The sequence below is a fragment of the Spirosoma utsteinense genome, from assembly GCF_014282275.1.
Lineage (GTDB): Bacteria > Bacteroidota > Bacteroidia > Cytophagales > Spirosomataceae > Spirosoma > Spirosoma utsteinense.
In genome coordinates, this window is sequence record NZ_VFIA01000022.1 from 93,487 (window position 1) to 113,599 (window position 20,113).

21 protein-coding genes are annotated in these 20,113 nt (G+C 50.3%); 3 read left to right on the plus strand and 18 right to left on the minus strand.

The window, feature by feature from the left end; genetic code table 11:
* Positions 1-6: 6 nt before the first annotated feature.
* Complete coding sequence (locus FH603_RS17510) at positions 7-984, plus strand: GNAT family N-acetyltransferase (RefSeq protein WP_244968015.1); 978 nt, start codon at positions 7-9, stop codon at positions 982-984.
* A 59-nt stretch (positions 985-1,043) separates the two neighbouring features.
* On the opposite strand, the gene FH603_RS17515 is transcribed toward FH603_RS17510, so the two are convergent.
* On the minus strand, positions 1,044-1,832 hold the full coding sequence (locus FH603_RS17515) for a DUF3108 domain-containing protein (RefSeq protein WP_186738875.1): 789 nt from the start codon (positions 1,830-1,832) through the stop codon (positions 1,044-1,046).
* Positions 1,833-1,861: 29 nt separating this feature from the next.
* Entirely contained in the window at positions 1,862-2,908 is a 1,047-nt protein-coding gene (locus FH603_RS17520) for an aminopeptidase (protein WP_186738876.1), read from the minus strand.
* Positions 2,909-3,257: 349 nt separating this feature from the next.
* Here FH603_RS17520 and FH603_RS17525 point away from each other — a divergent pair, with 349 nt between their 5' ends.
* Positions 3,258-3,845, plus strand: coding sequence for an RNA polymerase sigma factor (locus tag FH603_RS17525; RefSeq protein ID WP_186738877.1), 588 nt, complete (start codon positions 3,258-3,260; stop codon positions 3,843-3,845).
* The gene (locus FH603_RS17530; RefSeq protein ID WP_186738878.1) at positions 3,842-4,615 is read left to right on the plus strand and encodes a hypothetical protein; all 774 of its coding nucleotides are present in this window, start codon (positions 3,842-3,844) and stop codon (positions 4,613-4,615) included. The genes FH603_RS17525 and FH603_RS17530 overlap by 4 nt, the downstream gene beginning before the upstream one ends.
* An 8-nt stretch (positions 4,616-4,623) precedes the next feature.
* On the opposite strand, the gene FH603_RS17535 is transcribed toward FH603_RS17530, so the two are convergent.
* The 16 genes from FH603_RS17535 to FH603_RS17605 all read right to left on the minus strand — a co-directional run bounded on the left by FH603_RS17535 (position 4,624) and on the right by FH603_RS17605 (position 20,084).
* Positions 4,624-6,285 carry a LamG-like jellyroll fold domain-containing protein gene (locus tag FH603_RS17535; RefSeq protein ID WP_186738879.1) on the minus strand — a complete coding sequence of 554 codons (1,662 nt, stop codon included), beginning with the start codon at positions 6,283-6,285 and terminating at the stop codon, positions 4,624-4,626.
* Between the two features lie 48 nt (positions 6,286-6,333).
* Entirely contained in the window at positions 6,334-7,233 is a 900-nt protein-coding gene (locus FH603_RS17540) for a tetratricopeptide repeat protein (RefSeq protein WP_186738880.1), read from the minus strand.
* Between the two features lie 14 nt (positions 7,234-7,247).
* Complete coding sequence (locus tag FH603_RS17545; protein WP_186738881.1) at positions 7,248-9,473, minus strand: serine/threonine-protein kinase; 2,226 nt, start codon at positions 9,471-9,473, stop codon at positions 7,248-7,250.
* 31 nt (positions 9,474-9,504) lie between these two features.
* Positions 9,505-10,287, minus strand: a complete 783-nt coding sequence (locus FH603_RS17550; protein WP_186738882.1) for a caspase family protein — start codon at positions 10,285-10,287, stop codon at positions 9,505-9,507.
* A gap of 10 nt (positions 10,288-10,297) precedes the next feature.
* Positions 10,298-11,104 carry a PP2C family protein-serine/threonine phosphatase gene (locus tag FH603_RS17555; RefSeq protein WP_186738883.1) on the minus strand — a complete coding sequence of 269 codons (807 nt, stop codon included), beginning with the start codon at positions 11,102-11,104 and terminating at the stop codon, positions 10,298-10,300.
* Between the two features lie 3 nt (positions 11,105-11,107).
* Positions 11,108-11,710 carry an FHA domain-containing protein gene (locus FH603_RS17560; RefSeq protein ID WP_186738884.1) on the minus strand — a complete coding sequence of 201 codons (603 nt, stop codon included), beginning with the start codon at positions 11,708-11,710 and terminating at the stop codon, positions 11,108-11,110.
* 6 nt (positions 11,711-11,716) lie between these two features.
* Positions 11,717-12,682, minus strand: coding sequence for a hypothetical protein (locus FH603_RS17565; protein WP_186738885.1), 966 nt, complete (start codon positions 12,680-12,682; stop codon positions 11,717-11,719).
* A 75-nt stretch (positions 12,683-12,757) separates the two neighbouring features.
* A complete protein-coding gene (locus FH603_RS17570) occupies positions 12,758-13,534 on the minus strand; it encodes an FHA domain-containing protein (protein ID WP_186738886.1) in 777 nt (258 codons plus the stop codon).
* Positions 13,535-13,816: 282 nt separating this feature from the next.
* A complete protein-coding gene (locus FH603_RS28970; protein ID WP_262891290.1) occupies positions 13,817-14,224 on the minus strand; it encodes a serine hydrolase domain-containing protein in 408 nt (135 codons plus the stop codon).
* Entirely contained in the window at positions 14,118-15,089 is a 972-nt protein-coding gene (locus tag FH603_RS17575; RefSeq protein WP_262891289.1) for a serine hydrolase domain-containing protein, read from the minus strand. Before FH603_RS17575 ends, FH603_RS28970 begins: the two co-directional genes overlap by 107 nt.
* Before the next feature lie 57 nt (positions 15,090-15,146).
* The gene (locus tag FH603_RS17580; protein ID WP_186738887.1) at positions 15,147-15,707 is read right to left on the minus strand and encodes a GNAT family N-acetyltransferase; all 561 of its coding nucleotides are present in this window, start codon (positions 15,705-15,707) and stop codon (positions 15,147-15,149) included.
* Positions 15,704-16,384, minus strand: a complete 681-nt coding sequence (locus FH603_RS17585) for a lysoplasmalogenase (protein ID WP_186738888.1) — start codon at positions 16,382-16,384, stop codon at positions 15,704-15,706. Before FH603_RS17585 ends, FH603_RS17580 begins: the two co-directional genes overlap by 4 nt.
* Positions 16,381-17,493, minus strand: a complete 1,113-nt coding sequence (locus FH603_RS17590; RefSeq protein WP_186738889.1) for a mandelate racemase/muconate lactonizing enzyme family protein — start codon at positions 17,491-17,493, stop codon at positions 16,381-16,383. Before FH603_RS17590 ends, FH603_RS17585 begins: the two co-directional genes overlap by 4 nt.
* A gap of 10 nt (positions 17,494-17,503) precedes the next feature.
* Entirely contained in the window at positions 17,504-18,211 is a 708-nt protein-coding gene (locus tag FH603_RS17595) for a thioredoxin domain-containing protein (RefSeq protein ID WP_186738890.1), read from the minus strand.
* 79 nt (positions 18,212-18,290) lie between these two features.
* Positions 18,291-19,424: an amidohydrolase family protein gene (locus tag FH603_RS17600; RefSeq protein ID WP_186738891.1), complete on the minus strand. Its 1,134-nt coding sequence runs from the start codon at positions 19,422-19,424 to the stop codon at positions 18,291-18,293.
* A gap of 63 nt (positions 19,425-19,487) precedes the next feature.
* On the minus strand, positions 19,488-20,084 hold the full coding sequence (locus tag FH603_RS17605; protein ID WP_186738892.1) for an RloB domain-containing protein: 597 nt from the start codon (positions 20,082-20,084) through the stop codon (positions 19,488-19,490).
* Between the last annotated feature and the right edge of the window lie 29 nt (positions 20,085-20,113).

Consider the following 20,113-nt stretch of genomic DNA (forward strand, 5'->3'; position numbering starts at 1 on the left):
CGTACTATGTTACGGTTACTCGCCAGAAGCGAAGTCGATACGGTCGCCTGGGATGCCTGTGTGGCGTCTTCCCGGCAGCCCATCATCTACGGCTATTCCTGGTACCTGGATGCTGTAACCTCTGGCCCGGCATGGCGGTGGGTAGGGTTGGCGCTGACTGACGAAACGGGTAGCTACCGGGCCGTAATGCCAATTCCGCTACGCCGGAAATGGGGCGTGTGGGTCGTTCATCAACCGCTCTTCTGTCCCTTTCTGGACGTGTTCTCATCTGACGAAACGCTCGATCCCGCCCCTTTCCACGAGGCTGCTCAGCAGCATTACGGCTATGGTTCGGTGTTGTGCCTGCAATCGCCCTTACGTTCACCGCCTGCCTTCGCTACTATCCGGCCACGGACAACGCACCTGCTTGATCTATCTATGGGTTATGAGACACTGGCCCGTCGTTACAACCGCGACCGTAGACTGAACCTGCGTCGGGCAGAGGGCTATGGCTGGTCTGTAACAGATTCGACTGATCCGGAGCCGCTACTGGCTTTGTTTCGCGCCAATCACGCCAGCCGCATTGAGGGTGGTGTAGGAGCGTGGGCTTATGCTATCCTGCGCCAGCTGATTCTGGCTCTACAGGAGCGGGGGCTGGCAAGTATCCAGTATGCCTGGTTTGAAGACAGGGTGGAAGCGGGGGCTTTGTTCGTCACAGAAGGGAACCGTATCATTTATCTGTTCAACGCAGCCACGGAGACAGGCCGCAAAGGCAATGCCCGTACTCTGCTGATCGACCGGCAGCTACGAGCCAATGCCGGGTGCCGGGTTGCCAACAGACCGCTACTGTTCGATTTCGAAAGCCCGCAAAAGAAATCGATCGTCAATTTTTACGCGAGTTTTGGGGCTACTGAATCGGAGTTTACGGAGGTGCGCTGGAATCGATTGCCGGTTGGAGTGAAAATAGGCCGACGGTTGCTAAACCTGATACGACGGGCCATTTAACCAGTAAAGGCACCCGTCTGAACAGGTGCCTTTACTGGTTAAATGGCCCGTCGCATCAGTTAGAAATACCGGAGTGGTTGTTTCAGGTTGTTATTTCGCTTAAGATCCATCACCATCGAACCAACAAAAAGGTCGACTTCGACTTTGACCGGAATCTTGTTGGCATCATCGGAAACGAAGATACGGATCGACTCTTCTTCCTTGAACAGTTTGTTCTGGGGCAGAACCGGGTGAAGCCGAATCACATTGAGCTTACCGCTTTTGGTTTTAACTACGTCCTTACCCCGATAGCGCACCTTCATGTTATAGACCGTGTCATCGTAGAACGCGGGGACTTCAATGACCTGTCCATTGCTAAGGTGACTGAAATCGATTGTGCGCAGGAAATAATAACCGCTAATGAAATCGTGTACGTCGTCTGGCACTTTAAAGATATCCCGCTCGGTACGCTCTTCCGCTTTTACGGTATTGGCGTTATGATTGAACGTAATATTCTCTTCTTTTCGGTAACTGTTTTCCTGAATGTTGGAATAAAACTTCTGGGGCAGAATAGCTGACGTGTCGATATACGAACGCCAGGTGTCACGAACACGCGTAACGAGGTCGAAGGCGCCAACCGTCCGTCCGTCGACATTAACGCGGTAGCAGGGGCGCTCATTGACTTTATACAGCGTTGGGCTCACATCGACAATGGCTTCGGCCGCGTTCAGGAAGCCGTAATGAACGCGGTATTCGAGGTGTTCGCCCGGCCCGAAACTGGTGTTGACCACACGGCGGTAGGTATTCAGCGCTGAGAATCCAGAGCCCAGAATAGTAATAACGCCCAGACCAATCAAATACTTCTTCATACAACATCCGCCCGTTTATCGGGCCTCGTTTATAGCGATGGATAGGTTTGCTTGAGGTATGTCAGGTACTTCCTGAAGTTGCCATGAAACCGATTTTCAAATTCCTGACGAAATTGGTTTTGCTGGTTCCTATACGTCAGATAGCCTATAAAGTACGCATTATTAGGTAAGTTTAGTTTGTTGAACCGTCGCTTTTTTACTAAACGTGCCCCCGTTGTACTACGTTCATCGGTAATCGTATCCGATGAAGTAACGATTTGGGCGATCGTTTGCCACTTCAACGAATCTTTGATGGCAATGGGCGTGTCAGGTTTAAACGTCTCATATAAATGCTTGAGTACGCTGGTGCCACGCAGGATGTGCTGATCATATCGTTCATAAAACGCTTTTGCCGCTAAAAAGTCACGGTAAGCTACCGACGACTCTCCATATTTCTGTGCCAAAAACCGCAATGCGCCGTAATCACCGACAAAGTCAGCCAGATTTTCGTTGTACTCCAGGCTGTTCTTTATAAACAACGTCCCATGGGTTAACTCATGAATTATCAGCTCCGCCAGTTGGCCTTCAGACCGCTTCAGCATATTCGACAGGATCGGTTCACTGAAAAAGCCCAGTGTTGAATAAGCGGCTACTTCGTTGATACGAGTATCGAATCCCTGTTGTTGCAATAACGTATCGGCCTGTTGCAACCGGGTCTCGTCAAAAAAACCCTTATACGGAAATGCACCCAAAATGGGCACTTTATACTCGACTGGTACGAGCCTGTATTTCTCAGAACCGATCAGTACCCACATCAATGGCTTGCCTTTCAGATCGTAAAACGTTTCATAACTACCCGACGGATCCAGCTTCAGCGAATCGATAGCAAATCGCTTGATTTCTCCGATAAGCTTTATCTTCCGTTTCAGCGAGTCGGGATACGCCGGATCGTTCAAAACGTCACTAACTGGCTGGGTGTTGAGCATAATCCTGAGCTGGCCTTTTGCCTGCATATAGCCGTAGCTCACCCACTCCCATTGCCAGACAACCAGGAACGCCAGCACCCCTACGATGACAAGAGCAATTTTTTTGATCATTGGTTGGAATCAAAAATCGTTACTTACAAACCTACAACGGTATACCCGACTCACGGCTGTAGACCGGACGTAGTTTTTGACAGGATTACAAAATTTAACAAAATCATCATAAATGTACCTTATAATGCTAATTTAGTTGCCTAATGGTCAGCTTTAACGATACAAACGATTGAGCTTGCTAGTACAGGGATTACTTGCTTATAAGCATGTCGGTAATAGGGAGTAGAAGGATTTTTAACTACCACGAACTGACCTTTCTTGGTTATCTCCTATTCATCTTTGTACTATACCGATTGAACGGGGGGGAGTTATGTGTGGCAGGGTATATATTCGCTCAGCTTATGCCCTTATGCAACACCAGAACCTACGTCCATACCCTACCGATCAGGATTTATATACAGCACTGAGGCAGCGCGATGAGCGGGCATATCAACACTTGTACACTGAAACGTTCCCGTCATTTCGCTATTGGATGCTGAACAATAGTGCGTCGGAGATGGACGCTGAAGATGCTTTTCAGAAAGGAATGCTGAGTTTTTTACTCAATATAGAAACCGGGAAATATCAATATCAGCCAGGAACCCGCGTTACAACGGTCATTTTTGAGTATGGCAAACGGGTTTGGCTGACCGAATTGAAATCAGCTCGGTTACGAATGCACGGGGCTATGCCTGAAGTTATCGATGTGGCAGATACGGCAGACGTTGTCGAAGATTTGGAACGTCAGGAGGTAGTTAACACCGTTCGTAAGTCGCTGGGACAACTCAAAGACGACTGTCGGCAGCTGATTGAATGGTTTTACGTGGACGAACTGTCGTTACGGGAAATTGCCGAACGGTTAGGCATGAAAGAGTCATCGGCTCGGTCGAAACGGTACAGCTGTGCCGAAAAATTAAAGGCATTTTATCAGGAGACCGCCCACAGGCAAGGACTATGAAACTGACAGAAGAACAGTATGAATTAATTGAGGCTTATCTCAAAAGTGAGCTGTCGGTATCGGATCGGGCGTTGTTCGAAGCCGATATGCAGGCAGATGCCGAACTAAAAACGGAAGTAAACCGGCAACGTGAACTTCGGCTTGGATTACGGGCTATTGGTATTGAAAGGGCTCTGGAACGGGCAAAGGCACACTACAAAATGACAGTACCAGTAGCGGAGATCAGGCAGCCAACTGTTGTTCGGTCGCTTCCCGTCTGGCGCTACCTAGCCATAGCCGCGTCGATAGCAATTGTGTTGAGCCTTGGTTACGTTACTTATCGGCAGACGGTAGGGCAACGACCCGATATTGCTTATGCCGATACCATGCCGGAGGAACTGACCAAAGGATTTCCGGCTGATAACTTATCTCCAGAAATACGTACCCAGTTTATGGATGCGCTTACGAACTATAAGGCTGGCAAGTACGATGTGGTTATCGAGCGGTTGAAAACACTTCCTGCCGATAAGCAAACAGTACATTACAAGAATTATTTATTGGGATTGAGCCACCTGGCTAACCGTCAGCCAGCGGTATCCATTCCGTTTTTGAGCCAGTCGCTGGCTACTCCCTCGGTGGCGCTTCATCAGAAAGCGGAGTGGTCATTGGCACTAGCGTATGTGAAGAATAATCAAAACGAAAAAGCCCTGCCTATACTGAAGCGAATCAGTGCAGACAGGGCTAACCCGTTTCAATCGCTGGCCCAGCGGGTGCTACGGAAAATTAGTTGAAGTGTTTTCTATTGGTTGTACAACGTTCTTACTTCATCGGCAGAAATGGCCCGGCGGTATATCCGAATGTCATCCATGGCCCCGTTGAAATAATTTGGGTAGTCTCTGAGCTGAGCGCCAAACTTCAATTCTCCACCCGGGCAACTATCGATTGCATTGGCCGGTAGATTATCCCGTTGATCTACCAGTACATTATCAAAATACATGCGGACAGATCGACCTGAGTAGGTAAATACCAGGTGGTGCCAGGTGTTAAGCTGGAAGTTGCTGCTGAATTCAAAGTTCTGCCATCCAACAGCCACCTGACAGTTACTATTCTGTTTTATGTTGGTCATGAACGTTAATCCCGGACCATTTTCGTTCAGCTTGATCAGAGAACTGTACATTTCTGCTGAACTGTCGTTCCAGCGCGATTTATTGTAGATCTGTATCCGGTTCGAATTGTTATTAATCGCAGCAGGTTTGATCCAGACGCTGATCGAAAGGGCGTCGGGACGTAGCGTATTGTTATCTGCCATGTAGAAATAGTCATTCACTCCGTCCAGCTGAATCGCTGAATTAGCGTTTCCTTTCCGGTCATTTGTGAACGTCGGACTATCGACTACAATAGCGTGGTTATTATTTCCACTGGCGTCCTGGGTCGATCGGTTCGTGAATGACACCGATGCAATTAGGTCCTGCGTAACAGCATCGACCTGCGTTGTAAAGGACAGAATCGGTCCATAAATAGGCTCCCCCACTGGCGGTTTAGCATAAGCCCGATAATAATATGTCGTATTTGGCGTGAGATTGGTTAGGTTAACCGCCGTATTAGCCCCCACCGTAGGGCTCGATACGTTTACCGCAGTACTATTTGTTATGTCTGGCAAATTGGTGGTCGATGAGTAACAAATGCCATAGGCTACCGCAGCCGGATTGCCCGGGCTACTAACAACAAAATTAACGGTCGTTGTGGTTATAGCTACGTTAGTTGAGCCGCTGGTTGTAACCGCCGGACTTTGTCCCGTTCTGAACGTTTGTACAGTGCTGTAGCCTGGATCTGATCCGTTGACCGCGTAACTGCGAGCATAATAGGTAGTGTTGGGCAGCAGGTCTTTTAACTCAATTGAAATCGGCGTGTTAATGGCTGGGGCACCCGTCAGTGTCTGATTCAGGTCGGTATCTATTGTCGGCATCTGATTAATACGCGAATAGCAGATGCCGTAACGGGTTATGGTGGCGTTGCCATTAGAACTCACAGCCATAGTTGCCGTGGCCGCGTTCAACGAAACGGTAGTGATTGCCTGTAGGCTTACTGTGGGCGATACCGCATCATTGACAGAAATGGTACGTAACAGGGTTGTTTCTGTATCGCAGGCATTCGACAGGGTTGCTCTTACTGTGTAGGTGCTGGAGGTAGGGTACGTGTAGGTTACCGTCATGCCACTCGTAATCGTGGTGCTGCCATTACCAAAATCCCAACTCACCTGATCGATGGTTCCGCCGGTATTACCGATCGAAAAGTCGACTTTCTTCTGATTGATTATTGCATTCAGCGTTCCGGTCGGTTTAACGCAGTTTCGCTGTGTTTTTCGGGAGGGCAACTCCCAGGATTCACAACTAACCAGTAGTTGGCTACCAAGACAGATCAGGCTTAGCCCAATCAGGTAAGAGAGTATATTTTTTTTCATGACGAATATCTGTAATTGACGCCCTGTGCGCCTAAGTGTGTGGATATATTAGAGGGCAAGCGAAACGGCAAGGCCCCATGAGGTAGAAGATGGATGCCAGTTGATTGCGCGAAGACGCGGTTTGGGCTTGTGGATCAGCAAGTATAGCTCAGCTACTGTAGCAACGGCGGCTACCCCGATACAGGCCTTATACAGCCCGTTCTTTTGTTGAGCTGATTCAGCCGCATCATACGCTTCACTCCATTGCCGATATGAATCAGGATTGGCTATAATGCCTGTGCCGGAAGGGTCGGTAGATTGGCTTAGTTGATTCAGGGCTGATTGCTTGGTTTGAAAATCGTTACGGAGCAGCAAGGCGTAGGCACCAGCTCCCACAGCCACCACACCTGTCACTACTTTTAAGCCAACCCGATTCCGTACGACTGGTACTAAATTTTTTTCGCTGTTCCGGATCTGAAGACGCAGGGTTTCCTGGCGGGTCGAGTAGGGGAGTGCCTGCTCATAGCGGGCTTTGGCCTGAGCATACTTTTGCTGGTTGTAGAGCTTATTGCCTTCTTGCTCGTAATAGTCAGCAAGTTGGGATTTGGTAATGGCGTCATCGGGGTTAATTGCAAGAATTTTGCCATACAGGTTGAGTGCATCCTGCCCCTTTTCCTGTTTTAGGGCATCATCGGCCTGTTGCCGCAGCGCCAATGCCGTAGCGCATTTGTCGAGTTGAGCTTTGGCATACGGATCGTTTTCAAAACCAGGTACTTCCAGGCAGTTCTGATACTGCCGACGGGCTTCAGGGTATCTACCTGATCTGAAGAAATCATCACCCTTTTTTTTGTATGCATCGTATTCGTCGTCGATTACAATGGCCGATGGGGCTCGATGGATAGCCAGCGCTGGGGTTAAGGGAACAAGAAGAAAAAGAGAAAAAATAAGCTGACGTAGTAATCGATCCATATAAGCTAGATGGTTTATTGATTCGTGCATTGTTTGATTTTTGTTCGGACCTCCGGGGTGTCTTTCAGGGCCTGAGCCACCTTGTACCAGCCCTTCGCTCCCTCATATTCTTCACTGTCAAAGATTCTATTGGCCTTGGTCAGATAGGTTGTGTATGCACCCTCGGCTTTGACCGTACTCAGATTGTGTTCTTTAGCGAGTGAAGAAGCTTTGCCAAACTCCGCGATAGCTTTCACTTTGTTATTGCTACTGCTGATTGCTTTGATTCCCTCTTCGATCAATTGGTCATAGGCAGTCTGGGCTTCCTGCTTTTCTTTAAGTGCCTTCTCTTTCTCGTCCACTACGGGTACCGCTACTTTTGTTGGCTCTGCGCTCTTGGCTGGTTCTTTTAGCGATGCCACTGGAGAAATAGTTTCGGCCAATGCAGCGCGCTGGCTAGCCTTGATCGATGAATTTAGAAAGCCGATAACGTCCGGACGGGCAGGATCGAGTTGAAGTGCACTTTTGCAAAGCACCACCGCAAGTGCATAGTCTTTACGTTCGTAAGCCAACCGCGCTTTGTCCATCGCAACATCGATTCGCTTATTAAGGGAGTTAGCGTTAAACGGTACGGCTACAGGTGGTGTTGGGTCTGGCTTCGTTACTTTCGTTAGCGTTGGCGTTGTTGGTTTAGTGACAGCTTTAATAGAAGGGGCGGGCAGGATTTCTGCCTTTTGTTCCGTGGCAGCAACGCCCGATTCATTGTTAGTAAGTTTCTCGACCTTTTCAGGCCCATAACTGTAATACAAAATCAAGCCGCCCAGCCCTATCGCTACGGGGGCCAATATACGCCAGGGAATGGTGCGTGTTACGGCCGCCTTAATCGGCTGATTGATGACGGTTTGTTCAACAGTGCCTGATACCGAGGTCTTCGGGGTACGAACAGAAATGGTCTTATCTACAATAACCGGACGGTTTTGAACAGCCGCTGGCTTGATAGGAGGATGATATACGTCAGTGCGTTCCTCATACACATCCGTTTTGTCTGAGACATGCCCAACTCTGGAAATGACCGCCGGTTCTGGCCGGAGTTTATTCACACACAGAGCTAATCCCTGTATGGCTGTTGAATGAGTAGGGTCTACCTGCAACGCCTGCTCGTAATAGCTTTTTGCTTGTTCAAATTGTCGCCTTGTTACGTGGTCATTGGCTTTCGTTAACAACTGAGTTAGTTGCTGGCGCTTTATATCCAGTTGGCATTGAGCTAATTCCTTCTCCGCTTCGGTATGGTGTTCCCGTTTGATGAGTATTTGCCCGAACAGGGATATGGCCTGCTCGTATTTACGCTGACTAACTAATTTTCGGGCATCAGCCAGTAGCGTTGGAATTTCGTCGAGTAAATCCAATAATTCGTCTTCCCGACGTACCCGCTCGTGAATGTCACGAACCAGGCAGCGTCGAATCATGCTGGCGTAGGGCTCGGCAACCTGATTGATACGCTCCGGTAAGGTGACGGTTATGATTTTCTTTTCAATTTCACGTCGTGCCGACTGTTCGCTACTATTGCGTAAATCGGCCCGAAAAGGTTTCTCGCCTGTCAGGATTTCGTACAAAATGACGCCAAATGCCCACAAGTCAAGATTGAAACTAACCCGGCTCCCTTCAATCTGTTCCGGAGCTTTATACGAGGGGGTACCGCGACCATCGCTGAGATCAAAATCAGAATTATCCAGCTCATCGCTGGTAACCAGTTTGCTTAAACCGAAATCAGCAATTTTAGGGATGAACCGACCCGCATTATCACGTGAAATGAGAATGTTAGCTGGTTTGAAGTCACGGTGAACGATACGATGGCGGTGCAGGTGCTGTAGTCCCAGCAAGATACCTTGCGTGATATCATAAATCTGGGGTGGAGTCAATGAGTTATGTTGAAGTAAGTCTGCCAGATTGCCATCCGGGTAGTACTTCATGATCGCGAAATCGCTGACGCTGGTATCTGTTTCGAGTCGATAACAAGCATCGTAACGGGCAATATTAGCTTGCCGGGGTACGCGTTGCGCCAGATCGACTTCGGCTTTCAACGATTTGGCTTCGTTCCCTTTGAACTCACTGATTTTAATAGCGACCCATTCGGTTTCGAGCTGATCTTCAACCTTAAATACACGACCGTAAGAGCCACTCCCCAATAGGGAACTTTCGTCGTTAGGACGTATTGGATAACGTCTTTTAAAGTCAGGAAAAGAAGTAAACGATTGATTCATAACGCCGGTATGTTGTAACCGAATAGTTCTTTCAAAGATACGTTAAAGCTAGGTTATCCGAAAATCGTCCGTAGAAAACAGGCGTTTGTCGACCTTTTGTAGCCCGGCGCACTTGAGGAGCTACGTACTGATGTAATTCATGGATAGTTACTATCTGGTCATCATTGCGGTCGGCGCGCCCTCCCAGCCCCAGCAGCAGGTAGTGAGTAAAGGTTCCTCCCGTCAGGCGTCGGCTCTCAATAGCATACTGGGTTGAGCGACTGGCCAGCAACATAGCCACATTGCCTTTATCGGTTGTTGAACTTAGCCGGGTTGGCGTACCCTGCTTTGGCCGGGTCATACTGCCCGACAGGCAGGCATCTACAATACATAGCTTGGTTGAGGCCGAAGAGTGCCGAAACGCAGTTTTGATATCCTGATGAGTCAGCATCGTAGATACACGTCCGGATTGGGCGTCATAGGGGGCGAAGCTATTGGTAAGCCCGTGGCCTGAAAAATAAAAGAGCACCCGATCCCCCGATTTAGCCTTACCAAATGACATAACGGCTTTTTCAATACGTGACCGGGTCGCCTGTTGGTTTGTGAGAAGTTGTATGTTACCGGCGGGTACATTACCGCCAATTTTACTTCTTAGAAATGCCAGTACCTGTTTCGCATCCCGGTCGGCAAATTGTAAATCCCCGGTCTTATCAGAAAGGTTTTTGTAGTCAGAGACACCAACCAACACTGCGTAGGTTTGTTGCTGAGCACGAACGATCGTCGGGGTGATAATTACAAGGTGCAGTCCAATCAGTACACGCAGTATCAGTACCATATGTGTTTGTCTAAGAAAGTGCGGTCAATGGAACGGTAGTAATTTGCTGCACCTGGCTAATGCCAATCAGGTAGCCAGAGTAATTGTCTCTCGTCTGACCATCACACAACGCTACCAACGATTGTACTTTAGCCTGATCCGGAATGTTGCCTGCCAGCAGGGTTTCCAGTGCGTAGTCATCTAATTGTTCAAGGACGCCATCTGTACACATGAAGAAATAGTCGCCCTTCTGAATATCAGTCAGGACGGTGAGGTCTGGTATAGGTAGCGTCGGTTGCCCGGGGTTATGACCTGGCTCGACAACAACGGCGCGGCTCAACCGATTACGCCACGGATGGGTTAACGCTTGTGTGGCGGTTATAATGCCCGCATCAACCATATCGTTTACCTGCTTGTGGTCTTTCGTTTGAAAGATAATTTTCCCCGCTCGCAGCTGATAAATTCGGCTGTCTCCGATGTGGGCTACAGTAGCGCCGTACTCATGAAATTGCAGGATGGCCAGTGTAGATCCCATCCGGCCAACAAGGGGATGCTGGCGCAGGTAAGATTGGTATTTGTCCAGTGTTAGTCCGAGCGCCGTTCGCAGATGGACCAGATCAAAGGCTGGGTAATTAAAGCAATGAGCATATTCTGTGATCGTATCGCATAGGAGCTGACTGGCTATTTCGCCCTTATCAGCACCACCCATACCATCGCAAACGACAAAAAGACCGGTCTGCTCCGTGGCCGCTCCAACCGTAGGGAATAGGCTATCCTGGTTGATAGCGCGTTGGCCAATGTGTGAAAAAGCCAGCGGTAACGTCGGTTCGATATACATGAATTACTGGGTACGGTCGGGGTTGAAGGCCAGATCGATTTTATACGTTTCAAGCATGGCTGGGTTGATAATCGCATGGGTCAGACGAAAACGATCTGCACCACCCAGCGTGATAACATCACCGTCAGCCACGTCTATTATTTCAGTCTTCAGCAGGGGAGTGCCATTTAACATGGTTCCGTTCAAGCTAAATCGGACCGACTCGGAACCGGGTTCAACAGCTCCATCCTGAATATGGTAACGCAGACGACCGGTCCATTTGTCGAACGTAACGGTTAGGGTGCAGTGCCATCGGCTGATATAGCAACGACCACCATGTTCGAATCGATTGACGCGGATAGTGGAGCCCTCACCCGTACCAACTACGTTTGGCCCGAAACGAAGCGGATACACTATTTCTGGTTGCTCTAAGTAGACTAACTGTCCAATGTCTGGCAGGCCATTGGCAATAGCTTCGTCGTATTGAAAAACTGTTTGTAACGTATTAACTGCACCGCAACCAACATGCGAGCAGGTGATCGATCCTCGTTCAGCATCGGTTGCCCGCACCATAATCCGACGGCCGCACTGTTGGCAATTGATAAGCGTAGTTTTGAAGTTATTCATAGCCACCTAGTCTTCCATGTCGTGTACATCTCCATTGTTGATGTAAGTGTCGTCTGGCTCGCTCGAACTGGCTACGTACTCATCGGGGTCTTCCTCGGGTGCTTCGGTAGGCAGATCGGCCATTAGAATTGGGGAAGCTACAGTCGTTTCCGGTTCTAAAATCGAATCAATTACTTCCTGCGACATAGAGTTCTCTAATTGCTGGCTGAAGTCATCATTCGATAATACAAACGGCTGGCCGAGGCCAACAACGCCGGTTAGGTCACCGTTCAGGGAATCGTAGCGATACACGGTGTCTAACCCGTCATCACCAGTCGCATCAACTACCCGATAGGTGCTGCCGTCCTGTCCATCCATTACCAATGTATCGATAACACCGTCCTGATTGAAATCAAGGCCCATCACGCGCTGGCCATTAAGATACCCTTCGATGATCGTTGGCTCAAGCTGCTGTTCCTGGATCTTCGAGGTAGTATCATGGGTAGTCTGTTGGGGGGAGTAAAGTTTGACCGGCAGTTTCTCGCCAGTAACGGCTTCTACAAATTCCTGACGCTGTTCCAGCGATAGCTCACTCCATTCTTCTTTCTCAAACGTATTGTACCAGAGGCCGTGCCAATTGAAGACCCCCACTTCGCCAACCTCATCACGAGCAGCTTTAAAGGCCTGCTCGAACGACATGTCATCCGTTACTTTACCGGCGACATCAATATCCTGAGGCAGCCTGCCAGTTTCTATCTCTGTGGGAGAAGGTAGGTTCGCCGTGCCTGAAGGTAATGTTTCTTCCCCTTCGCCAACATTGTTGGCTATCGCCAGACCAACTGCTCCACCGAGCAGTACGGTAGCGGCAGAGATGCCCAGCATCTTTTTTTTGTTCGTGATGAGGGCTGGTTTAGGTGAAGAAGGGGTCGTCTCTTGAACAGGTACGAACATGTCGGTCGATTCAAGATCAGCCTGTTTGGGAAGTTGTGTCATGATAGTAAAGCAATAAGGGTTGAATGATGTGAATGAATCGAACGAGTGTCAGAAATGTGAGTCTGAAAATTGAGATTAGTTTACCCAAATGGCCTGACACCGTCTACACGTCTTTTGCTGGGCCAGCAATTCCCACTCACGTGTGCCAAAGGGATCACGACAAGCCGGGTTGGGACACCGGTATTGTTCCCGATATTCTTTGTCAATAATCTCTAGCTTTTCTTCCGTCGATAAAAGTGTTGAGCAGAGAGTAGGCACCAGCATACTAAGCCCCGCGCCTGACATAAGTTGAAGGACAGGTAGCGCCCCGCCCCCAGTCGATAGGGCAGTACTGATGCCAACAATAGATGAGAGGATGACGCTGCCCGTGCGAATCATTTTTTCGCGGTTACGGCAGTTCTTGCGGAGTTTCGGGTATTGGTCAAAGACCCGTTGTAGATCGGCGAATTGGTTTGTGAAATCAAGTGATGCTTTTTGAGCCGGAAGAGCGGCAGGCGGCAACTGATTGGTAGAAGCAGTAACCGGTTTTATGACTGATTCCTTGCTTAGATCGAGAAGCTGAGCCACTGTGTACGTAAAGTCTGCCAGCTGAATGTGATCCTGCTGACCGATAACCTTGCGGGTAATTCGTACGCCGTTCACAAACGTCCCGTTCTTGCTATCGAGATCTTCCAGAACGAAACTGCTGGGAGTACATAGAATCAGCCGGGCGTGTTGACCACTCACTTTCCCATGTGAAATAACGATCACGTTATCTGTCCGTCGACCAATCGTATGGGTAGGAAGCTGACTCAGTCGATTGATCAATTCATCTAACTGATCATCGGGAGCAGATAACGCAGAAAAAGACATGGTGTGACGGACTACTAACTTAGACTACTAATCTAATAGACAAGCAATATACGAACGATAGATTAAGCAACCACCCGGGAGTTCATGAGTAGTTACTTAATCTATTATTCGGTTGTGCTTGTTTAGCTGCCTGGTAATCGGCTATCCGTTCTGGCCTAACCTTATTAATTAGTGATAGGAAGTAATGTTACTTCTAATCGCTATAAGAAGAGTTCCCGTGTTTGTCGATGCAATAAGTTGATACCTGTTCGGCCGCTAGGCTCATCACACTGCGCGGCTGGATTATTCCAGCGCCTGATACACGGCCATACGAAATTTCCGGACGAAATCGCTGTAGTATGAATACGGCTGAACGTTGGTAAACACCAGCATGATAAGCTCTTCTTTGGGATCGATGGTGAACTCCGAGCAGTACATGCCGCCCCAGGTGTAGGCACCCGGCGTAGCCTGGTCGCCATAGTGTGAGTTAGCGGTAATCAACTCAAAACCCAATCCGAATTTGTCCTGGCGGTCCCACACATCGGCGGTGCCGATCTGGTTGCGGGTCATCATCTCAATGGTTTTCCGGCCCAGTATTCGGCGGTTATTGAACGTGCCGCCGTTCAGTAACATCTGGCAGAGACGGGCATAATCTTCGACGGTGCTCACCAGCCCCGCCAGAGAAGTAGGTTTTTGCGCCCGATATCGCATAGTTTCTATAATCTGTGTTCTGGTGAAGGGACAGTGGCCCATTGGTTTTGCTATACAGTTCGACAAGTCGGCTGGTTTTGCTGGCGGGCAGGTAAAAATGAGTATCGGTCATCCCGAGCGGATCGAGAACCCGTTCGCGCATGGCCACATCGAGAGGCTTGCCCGACAGAATCTCTACCAGCCGCCCAATGACATCGGTGTTCAACCCGTAGGTAAAACCGGCACCGGTCGAATCGGTGCCAGGGTCGCGCAACAGCGGCCGTTTTGCCAGTTTATTGATAACGTCTTCGAGCTTGTCGGGCTTCGTCGAGTTAAAGAAGGGCAACATAAACTCAGGTCGCTGATCGAGCGGGTGTTCGTAAGGAATACCGGCGTTATGACTCAGGAGTTGCCGGATGGTGATTTCGCCTTTTGCCGGTCGGGTCTTGAAACTACCGCCTGCCGGGTCTTTCCTGTCATAACTTACCAGCACGGTCGGGTTTTTAAAGGCCGGGATGTACTGGCTGATAGGGTCATCGAGCAGGAATTTTTCTTCCTCGAACAGGGTCATCAGCGTCGTGGTCGTGATGGCTTTCGACTGCGAGGCAATGCGGTAGATGTCGTCGCGCTTCAAGGGTGTTTTCTTCTCGAGATTGCTATAGCCAAACGCTTTGTAATGCACAACCTGACCCCGGTGGGCTACAAACGTGACAGCATTGGGCGCTATCCCCTGATCGATCAGACCCTGTAGAAACGTATCGAGCCGCTTCAGCCGGTCGGCCGAAAAACCTGCACCGGTAACTGATTTTGCTGGTGTAAAGGTTTGCGGTCCGGGTTGGGCAAGCAGGGTAGCCGTACTGACAAAAAGCAGGAAAAGTAAACGCATGGAAAATAGAGTTGGGAGTAGCTGACGACAACGGAAGAAGCGCATTATTTCACCTGTCTACTTTTTCCAGTCCCAAACAACCACGATCCATTCTTCGCCCGCTGTCGGTTCGTAGAAGCGTTGTAGGGGGTAAAAACCAATTCGCTCATGGACACGCAGGGAACGGGTATTCAGGGCCGAAATGTCGGTGATGAATAACTGGAACCGATCGGCATACAGATGACGGTGGTGTTGGTACATCCGGTCCAGCAGGGCCTGGCCCCGGTAGCCGGAGGCCACACAAACCTGCCCGGCCACATAGTAGGTATAGGTCGACAGGGGATGACCTTCATAGGTGATCACGTCAATTTGATCGAAGAGGTTGCCTAACTCCGGTACGAACTGTCGGGTTTCAGGGAGTGTGGTAATAACATAGCCAACTACAACATCGCCATCTTTAGCAATAACGCTTGGCCCCGCCTGGTGCATCTGACGCATCTGGTCGAGCGTGTACTGGAGCGTCACAAACCCCTGGTCGGCGGCTACTGAAGCGGGTATCAAGCGACGCAGGTTTTGCTCCTGCAGGGCGAGGATGCCGCGTAAATCATCGTCGGTCTGAGCCGTAGTAATAATGGTCATTGTCTGGGATGTATGTAACTAACAATCAGGTATTGAGCGGCTGCATAAGTGCTCATAATCAGGGGCGTTGAGCCGGGAAAGGGCGATAAAAAGCCATTGACTGCAATGGCCGAGTCGGAGAGTATGAACAACAGCGCACCGGTCAGTACGTGCCCATAACCCGCATTACCCCGGCGCAGGGCGGCCAGCAGCCCCATCGTACTGATGCAGCCGACATAAACGATCACCGGAATCCAAAGCCCCTGCAGGGCGGGGTTTGCTGTAAAAGCAGGATAGAGAATCATCAGGAAAACGCCCGCGTAGAGCGCAAACGGAAGGCTAATCAGCCCAAACATGGCCAGTGAAATGGACTGGAAGGCACCGCGCATACCGAAGACGGCGCAATAGCATAACTGCATAAATAGAAACGATGCCAAACCCGGTCCAAACAGGTCGACTTCCTGAATCATGAGAAAAATATCGCCCAGCAACGCGAAAACCAGGCCGATGCGCAGTATCATCATTGGACGGCCACCCACCGTCCGATGACGCCAGGCCCAAACCAGCAGCATGCCGACGATCAGCGGCTTAGTGCCATAATGCAGCCATTGACGTTGCCCCATATCGCCTGCAATTTCCAGCAGCGTAACGACCACAAATACCGCCCTGAACAGGCGAGTGGGCGGCTGGGTATTCATGCTGCCGACCGGTGAATAGAGACCTTGTCCAGCCCGTTCAAAAAGGAAGGATCGACCTCCGCGCCAATGCCGGGCGCATCCGGCAGCGTAATTTGGTACTTATCATATACAATACCGCCCTGGACTGGGTCGCTGGCGTGTTCGAAACACCCATCCAGATCGTAGAAACGGATGTTTTGCCGGGCCGAAGCAAAGTGAGCGTTGGCCGTTAACCCCAGGCGCGACTCCGACATGCAGCCAATCATGCACGGCACTCCGGCGGCTTCGGCAATCGCATTGATTTTAAGGGCTTCGAAAATCCCCCCGCTCTTGGAGAGCTTGATATTAAAGTAATCGACTGCTTCTTCCCGAATCAATCGAATCGCGTCGGTGGCATCGAACAGGCTTTCGTCGGCCATGATCGGCACCGTCGACGACTGGCGAATTTGACGCAGCCCGGCAATGTCATGGCGTCGAATGGGTTGCTCACAATACTGCACGTTCCAGCCACCGATGGCGCGTAACACCGTCTGCGCCGTAATAACGTCCCAACCCTGATTGGCGTCGGTCCGGATGGGCATCGTGTCGCCGAGGGCGTTTCGAATCGCTTCGACGCGCCGGATATCGTCCCGGGCATTCGTCCCGAGTTTGACTTTTATGGCTTCAGCCCCATTCGCCTGGATGCGCAGGGCATCCTCTGCCATGCGTTCGGGGGCGTTGATGTAGATCGTTTCGTCGGTGACGAGTGATTGCTTACTGCCACCCAGGAACTGGTAGAGCGGCATATTGGCGGCCTTGGCAGCAATATCATACAGGGCCATGTCGAAGGCCGAGCGCGTGGTGGGGTGACCGGGCAGGTAACGTACCAGGGTGTTCAGGCACCCTTCAATATCGAGTGGATCCCGGTTGAGCAGCAGTCGGGCCATGTCCCCGGCAGCAGCCAGGCCCGATGCCTGGGTTTCGCCTACGATCATCCAGAAGGGCGACCCTTCGCCCCAGCCCGTGATTCCGGCCTCTGTCTGAATCTCAACCAGCAGGTTACGGGCGTGCTCAATGGTGCCGAGAGAAATGGCAATGGGCGCTTTGAGCGCAATATCGTACCGGTATAAATTAATTTGGGTGATGGTCATTGGAAAGATGTCACAGGTTTTTGTCGAGCAGTTCGGTGAGGTAGGCCGTGGTTTGCAGGCCAATCAGGCGCTCGGACAGTTTACCCTGCTTGATAACCAACAGCGTTGGTATTTCGTCGATCTGGTAGGCCTGCATCAGGGCCTTACTCGCGTCGGCATCGGCTTTCACCACGAGTACCTTACCGGCATACTGGGTCTGCAACTGATCAATAATCGGCATCATTTTCTGGCAGGGCGCACACCAGGGCGCATAAAAGTCGACAAGCACCAGGCGATTACTAGCGGCCCATGTCTGTAACTCAGCGGGCGTAACCGCTTTGGCCGACGATTTGGTCTGGGCCCCTTCGATGGGTTTCATCCTGGTAGTCCATTTGAGATAACCGCCCTGCAACTCGTAAACCGACGTAAAGCCTTGCTCACGCATCAGTTTGGCCGCTTCTGTTGAGCGCCCACCCGACAGGCAATAAACATAAACCGGCTTTTTCTTATCGAGACTCGCCAGGTTCTTTCCGAAATCAGGGTTCCGGAAATCCAAATTTTTGGCACCGGGCAGGTGTCCTCCGCCAAACTCGCCGGGTGTCCTGACATCCAGGAGTTGTCCCGCTGGCAACTGCTTTACCTGTTGCTCAAAGGCATCGGCAGTAAGGCTTTGTGCCCCAGCCGACAAGGCTCCGGCGATGAGCAGTGAATAGACAAAAAGATGGCGAAGCAACTGCATACACAGGGTGTTTTAGGATATGTGACAGGATAGAGGCAGCGCTGTCTGATCGGTAATCGACCGTTTCGCGCCAAGGGCCTTAGTTTGGAAATTGACTTTTATCCAGCCCCGGAATAAGACGAAGGGCGTTTTTATAATAAACTTTTTTCAGAACCTCGTCGGGCAGCGCCATCCCGTACATCCGCCAGAACGCGTGGTATTTTTTGTGGTACGGAAAGTATTCATCATCTGTTTCCAGCACCCGGAAGTAGGTGGCATACTCACTGGGTACCCAGCTGTCTTTGCCAAACAGGATCCGGTCCTGGTATTTCTCGAAGAACGTTCGTGATGCTTTAGGCTGACGGCCCAACTCGGCGATAACGGCACCAATCTCGACGTTCATATTCGGGAATACCTGCATCAGGCTGTCGAGTTTGGTCAGGTCGTTTGGGAACCAGTCCATATGGGCCGCAATAAAGGTTGTTTTTTTGTGCTTCCGGAACACATTATGCTGTTCGGCAATGAGCTTCTCCCAGGGGACCGGGTCATTAGCGGCCCGTTTGCGGCCACCGTGAAGCTTAAGTTCCAGCCAGCGTTCGTTGTAGCGGTCCATCGGGTCCCAGAACGACTTGGGGTCGGCGGTGTGAATCAGCACGGGAATGCCCAGTTCACCACATTTGGCCCAGATGGGGTCAAGGCGCGGGTCATCGACCTGAATCCGCTGTCCTTTATCGTCTTTATTGTTGATACCCAGCGATTTATAGATCTTTAGCCCTTTCGCCCCTTTTTTGACGTCGGCTGCGAGAAGGCTGACGGCCTCTTCGGTCCAGCCTTTGCGCCCGATATCGTCGAAGTTAATGTTGGTGAAGAGTACAAGTCGCTTGGCGTCATTCTTGCTGATGTTAGCCAGCGAGTTGTCGAAGAACTTCGTTCCTTCGGCTACGCTTCCCCATCCCCGGCCGCTAAGATTAATCATGATCCCCATATTCAGGCTATCCATCTGGCTCAGGAGCGGGCGCAGACTGGCGTTGTCCATATTCCACTGGTGATTGTGTACGTCGATGAATGGATACTTCGACCGGCTCAACTTATGCTCCGGTACTTTCAGCGTCGAAACAGGATCGTATTCTTCGAAGCCCAATGGCTCGGCGGGTTGGGTCGGTTTCGGCTGACCACAGGCTGAGGTGATGGCAATGCTGGTTGCCAGAAAGAAGATAGTCGTTTGTTTAATCATTGCTCGGCACTGTGAGTACGGTATTGTTTAATCCGGTTATTACTAGTGAGTTCAGGGTATCAATTAGGCATTAGGTGGAGACTGCAAGCGAAGCTTCTCAACCAGCACGTAAACTCTTGTACAGGGATTATGACTGGCGTAGTCAGTCCGGCCTGCAAATTGTTCTTCCAACTGTTTTGCCCGCTTGATTGCCTGCTCTTCATTTCCGTGCTGAATAAGTAAATCAAAAACAGTATGGTCACTTTTTTCGTACTGATACGGTTTGCCGATACATCGACTTAGTTCTCGTTCCAGTAGCTTCTTATAGTCATGCCGACTCATGGCGTTTTCGAAGTTTTGAAAGTGGAGAAGATACCAGAGTTCAAAGGCTTCGTTGCTCCAGGCACAATGTACTGCCAGTTCGCGCGCTTTGGCAATAGCATTATCGAAATCTTGATTGGGGAAGCTATCACGGTCGAAGACAGCCCACACTTCATCGACCACCCGCCCCGGTTGCTTCTCAAGCTGGCTTTTGACCTTGAGTGCTTTATCAATCACGCCGAGTGTATTCCGACCAGTACCCTCGATGGTTACTTCAATTATAGATGTCAAGAAAAAGGTTTGCAAAAACTGATTGCACTTTTGGGTGGTAATGCCCTTAACAAAATGTCCTCCATCCACTGTTTGGCCAAACTACTGCTTGCCGTCAA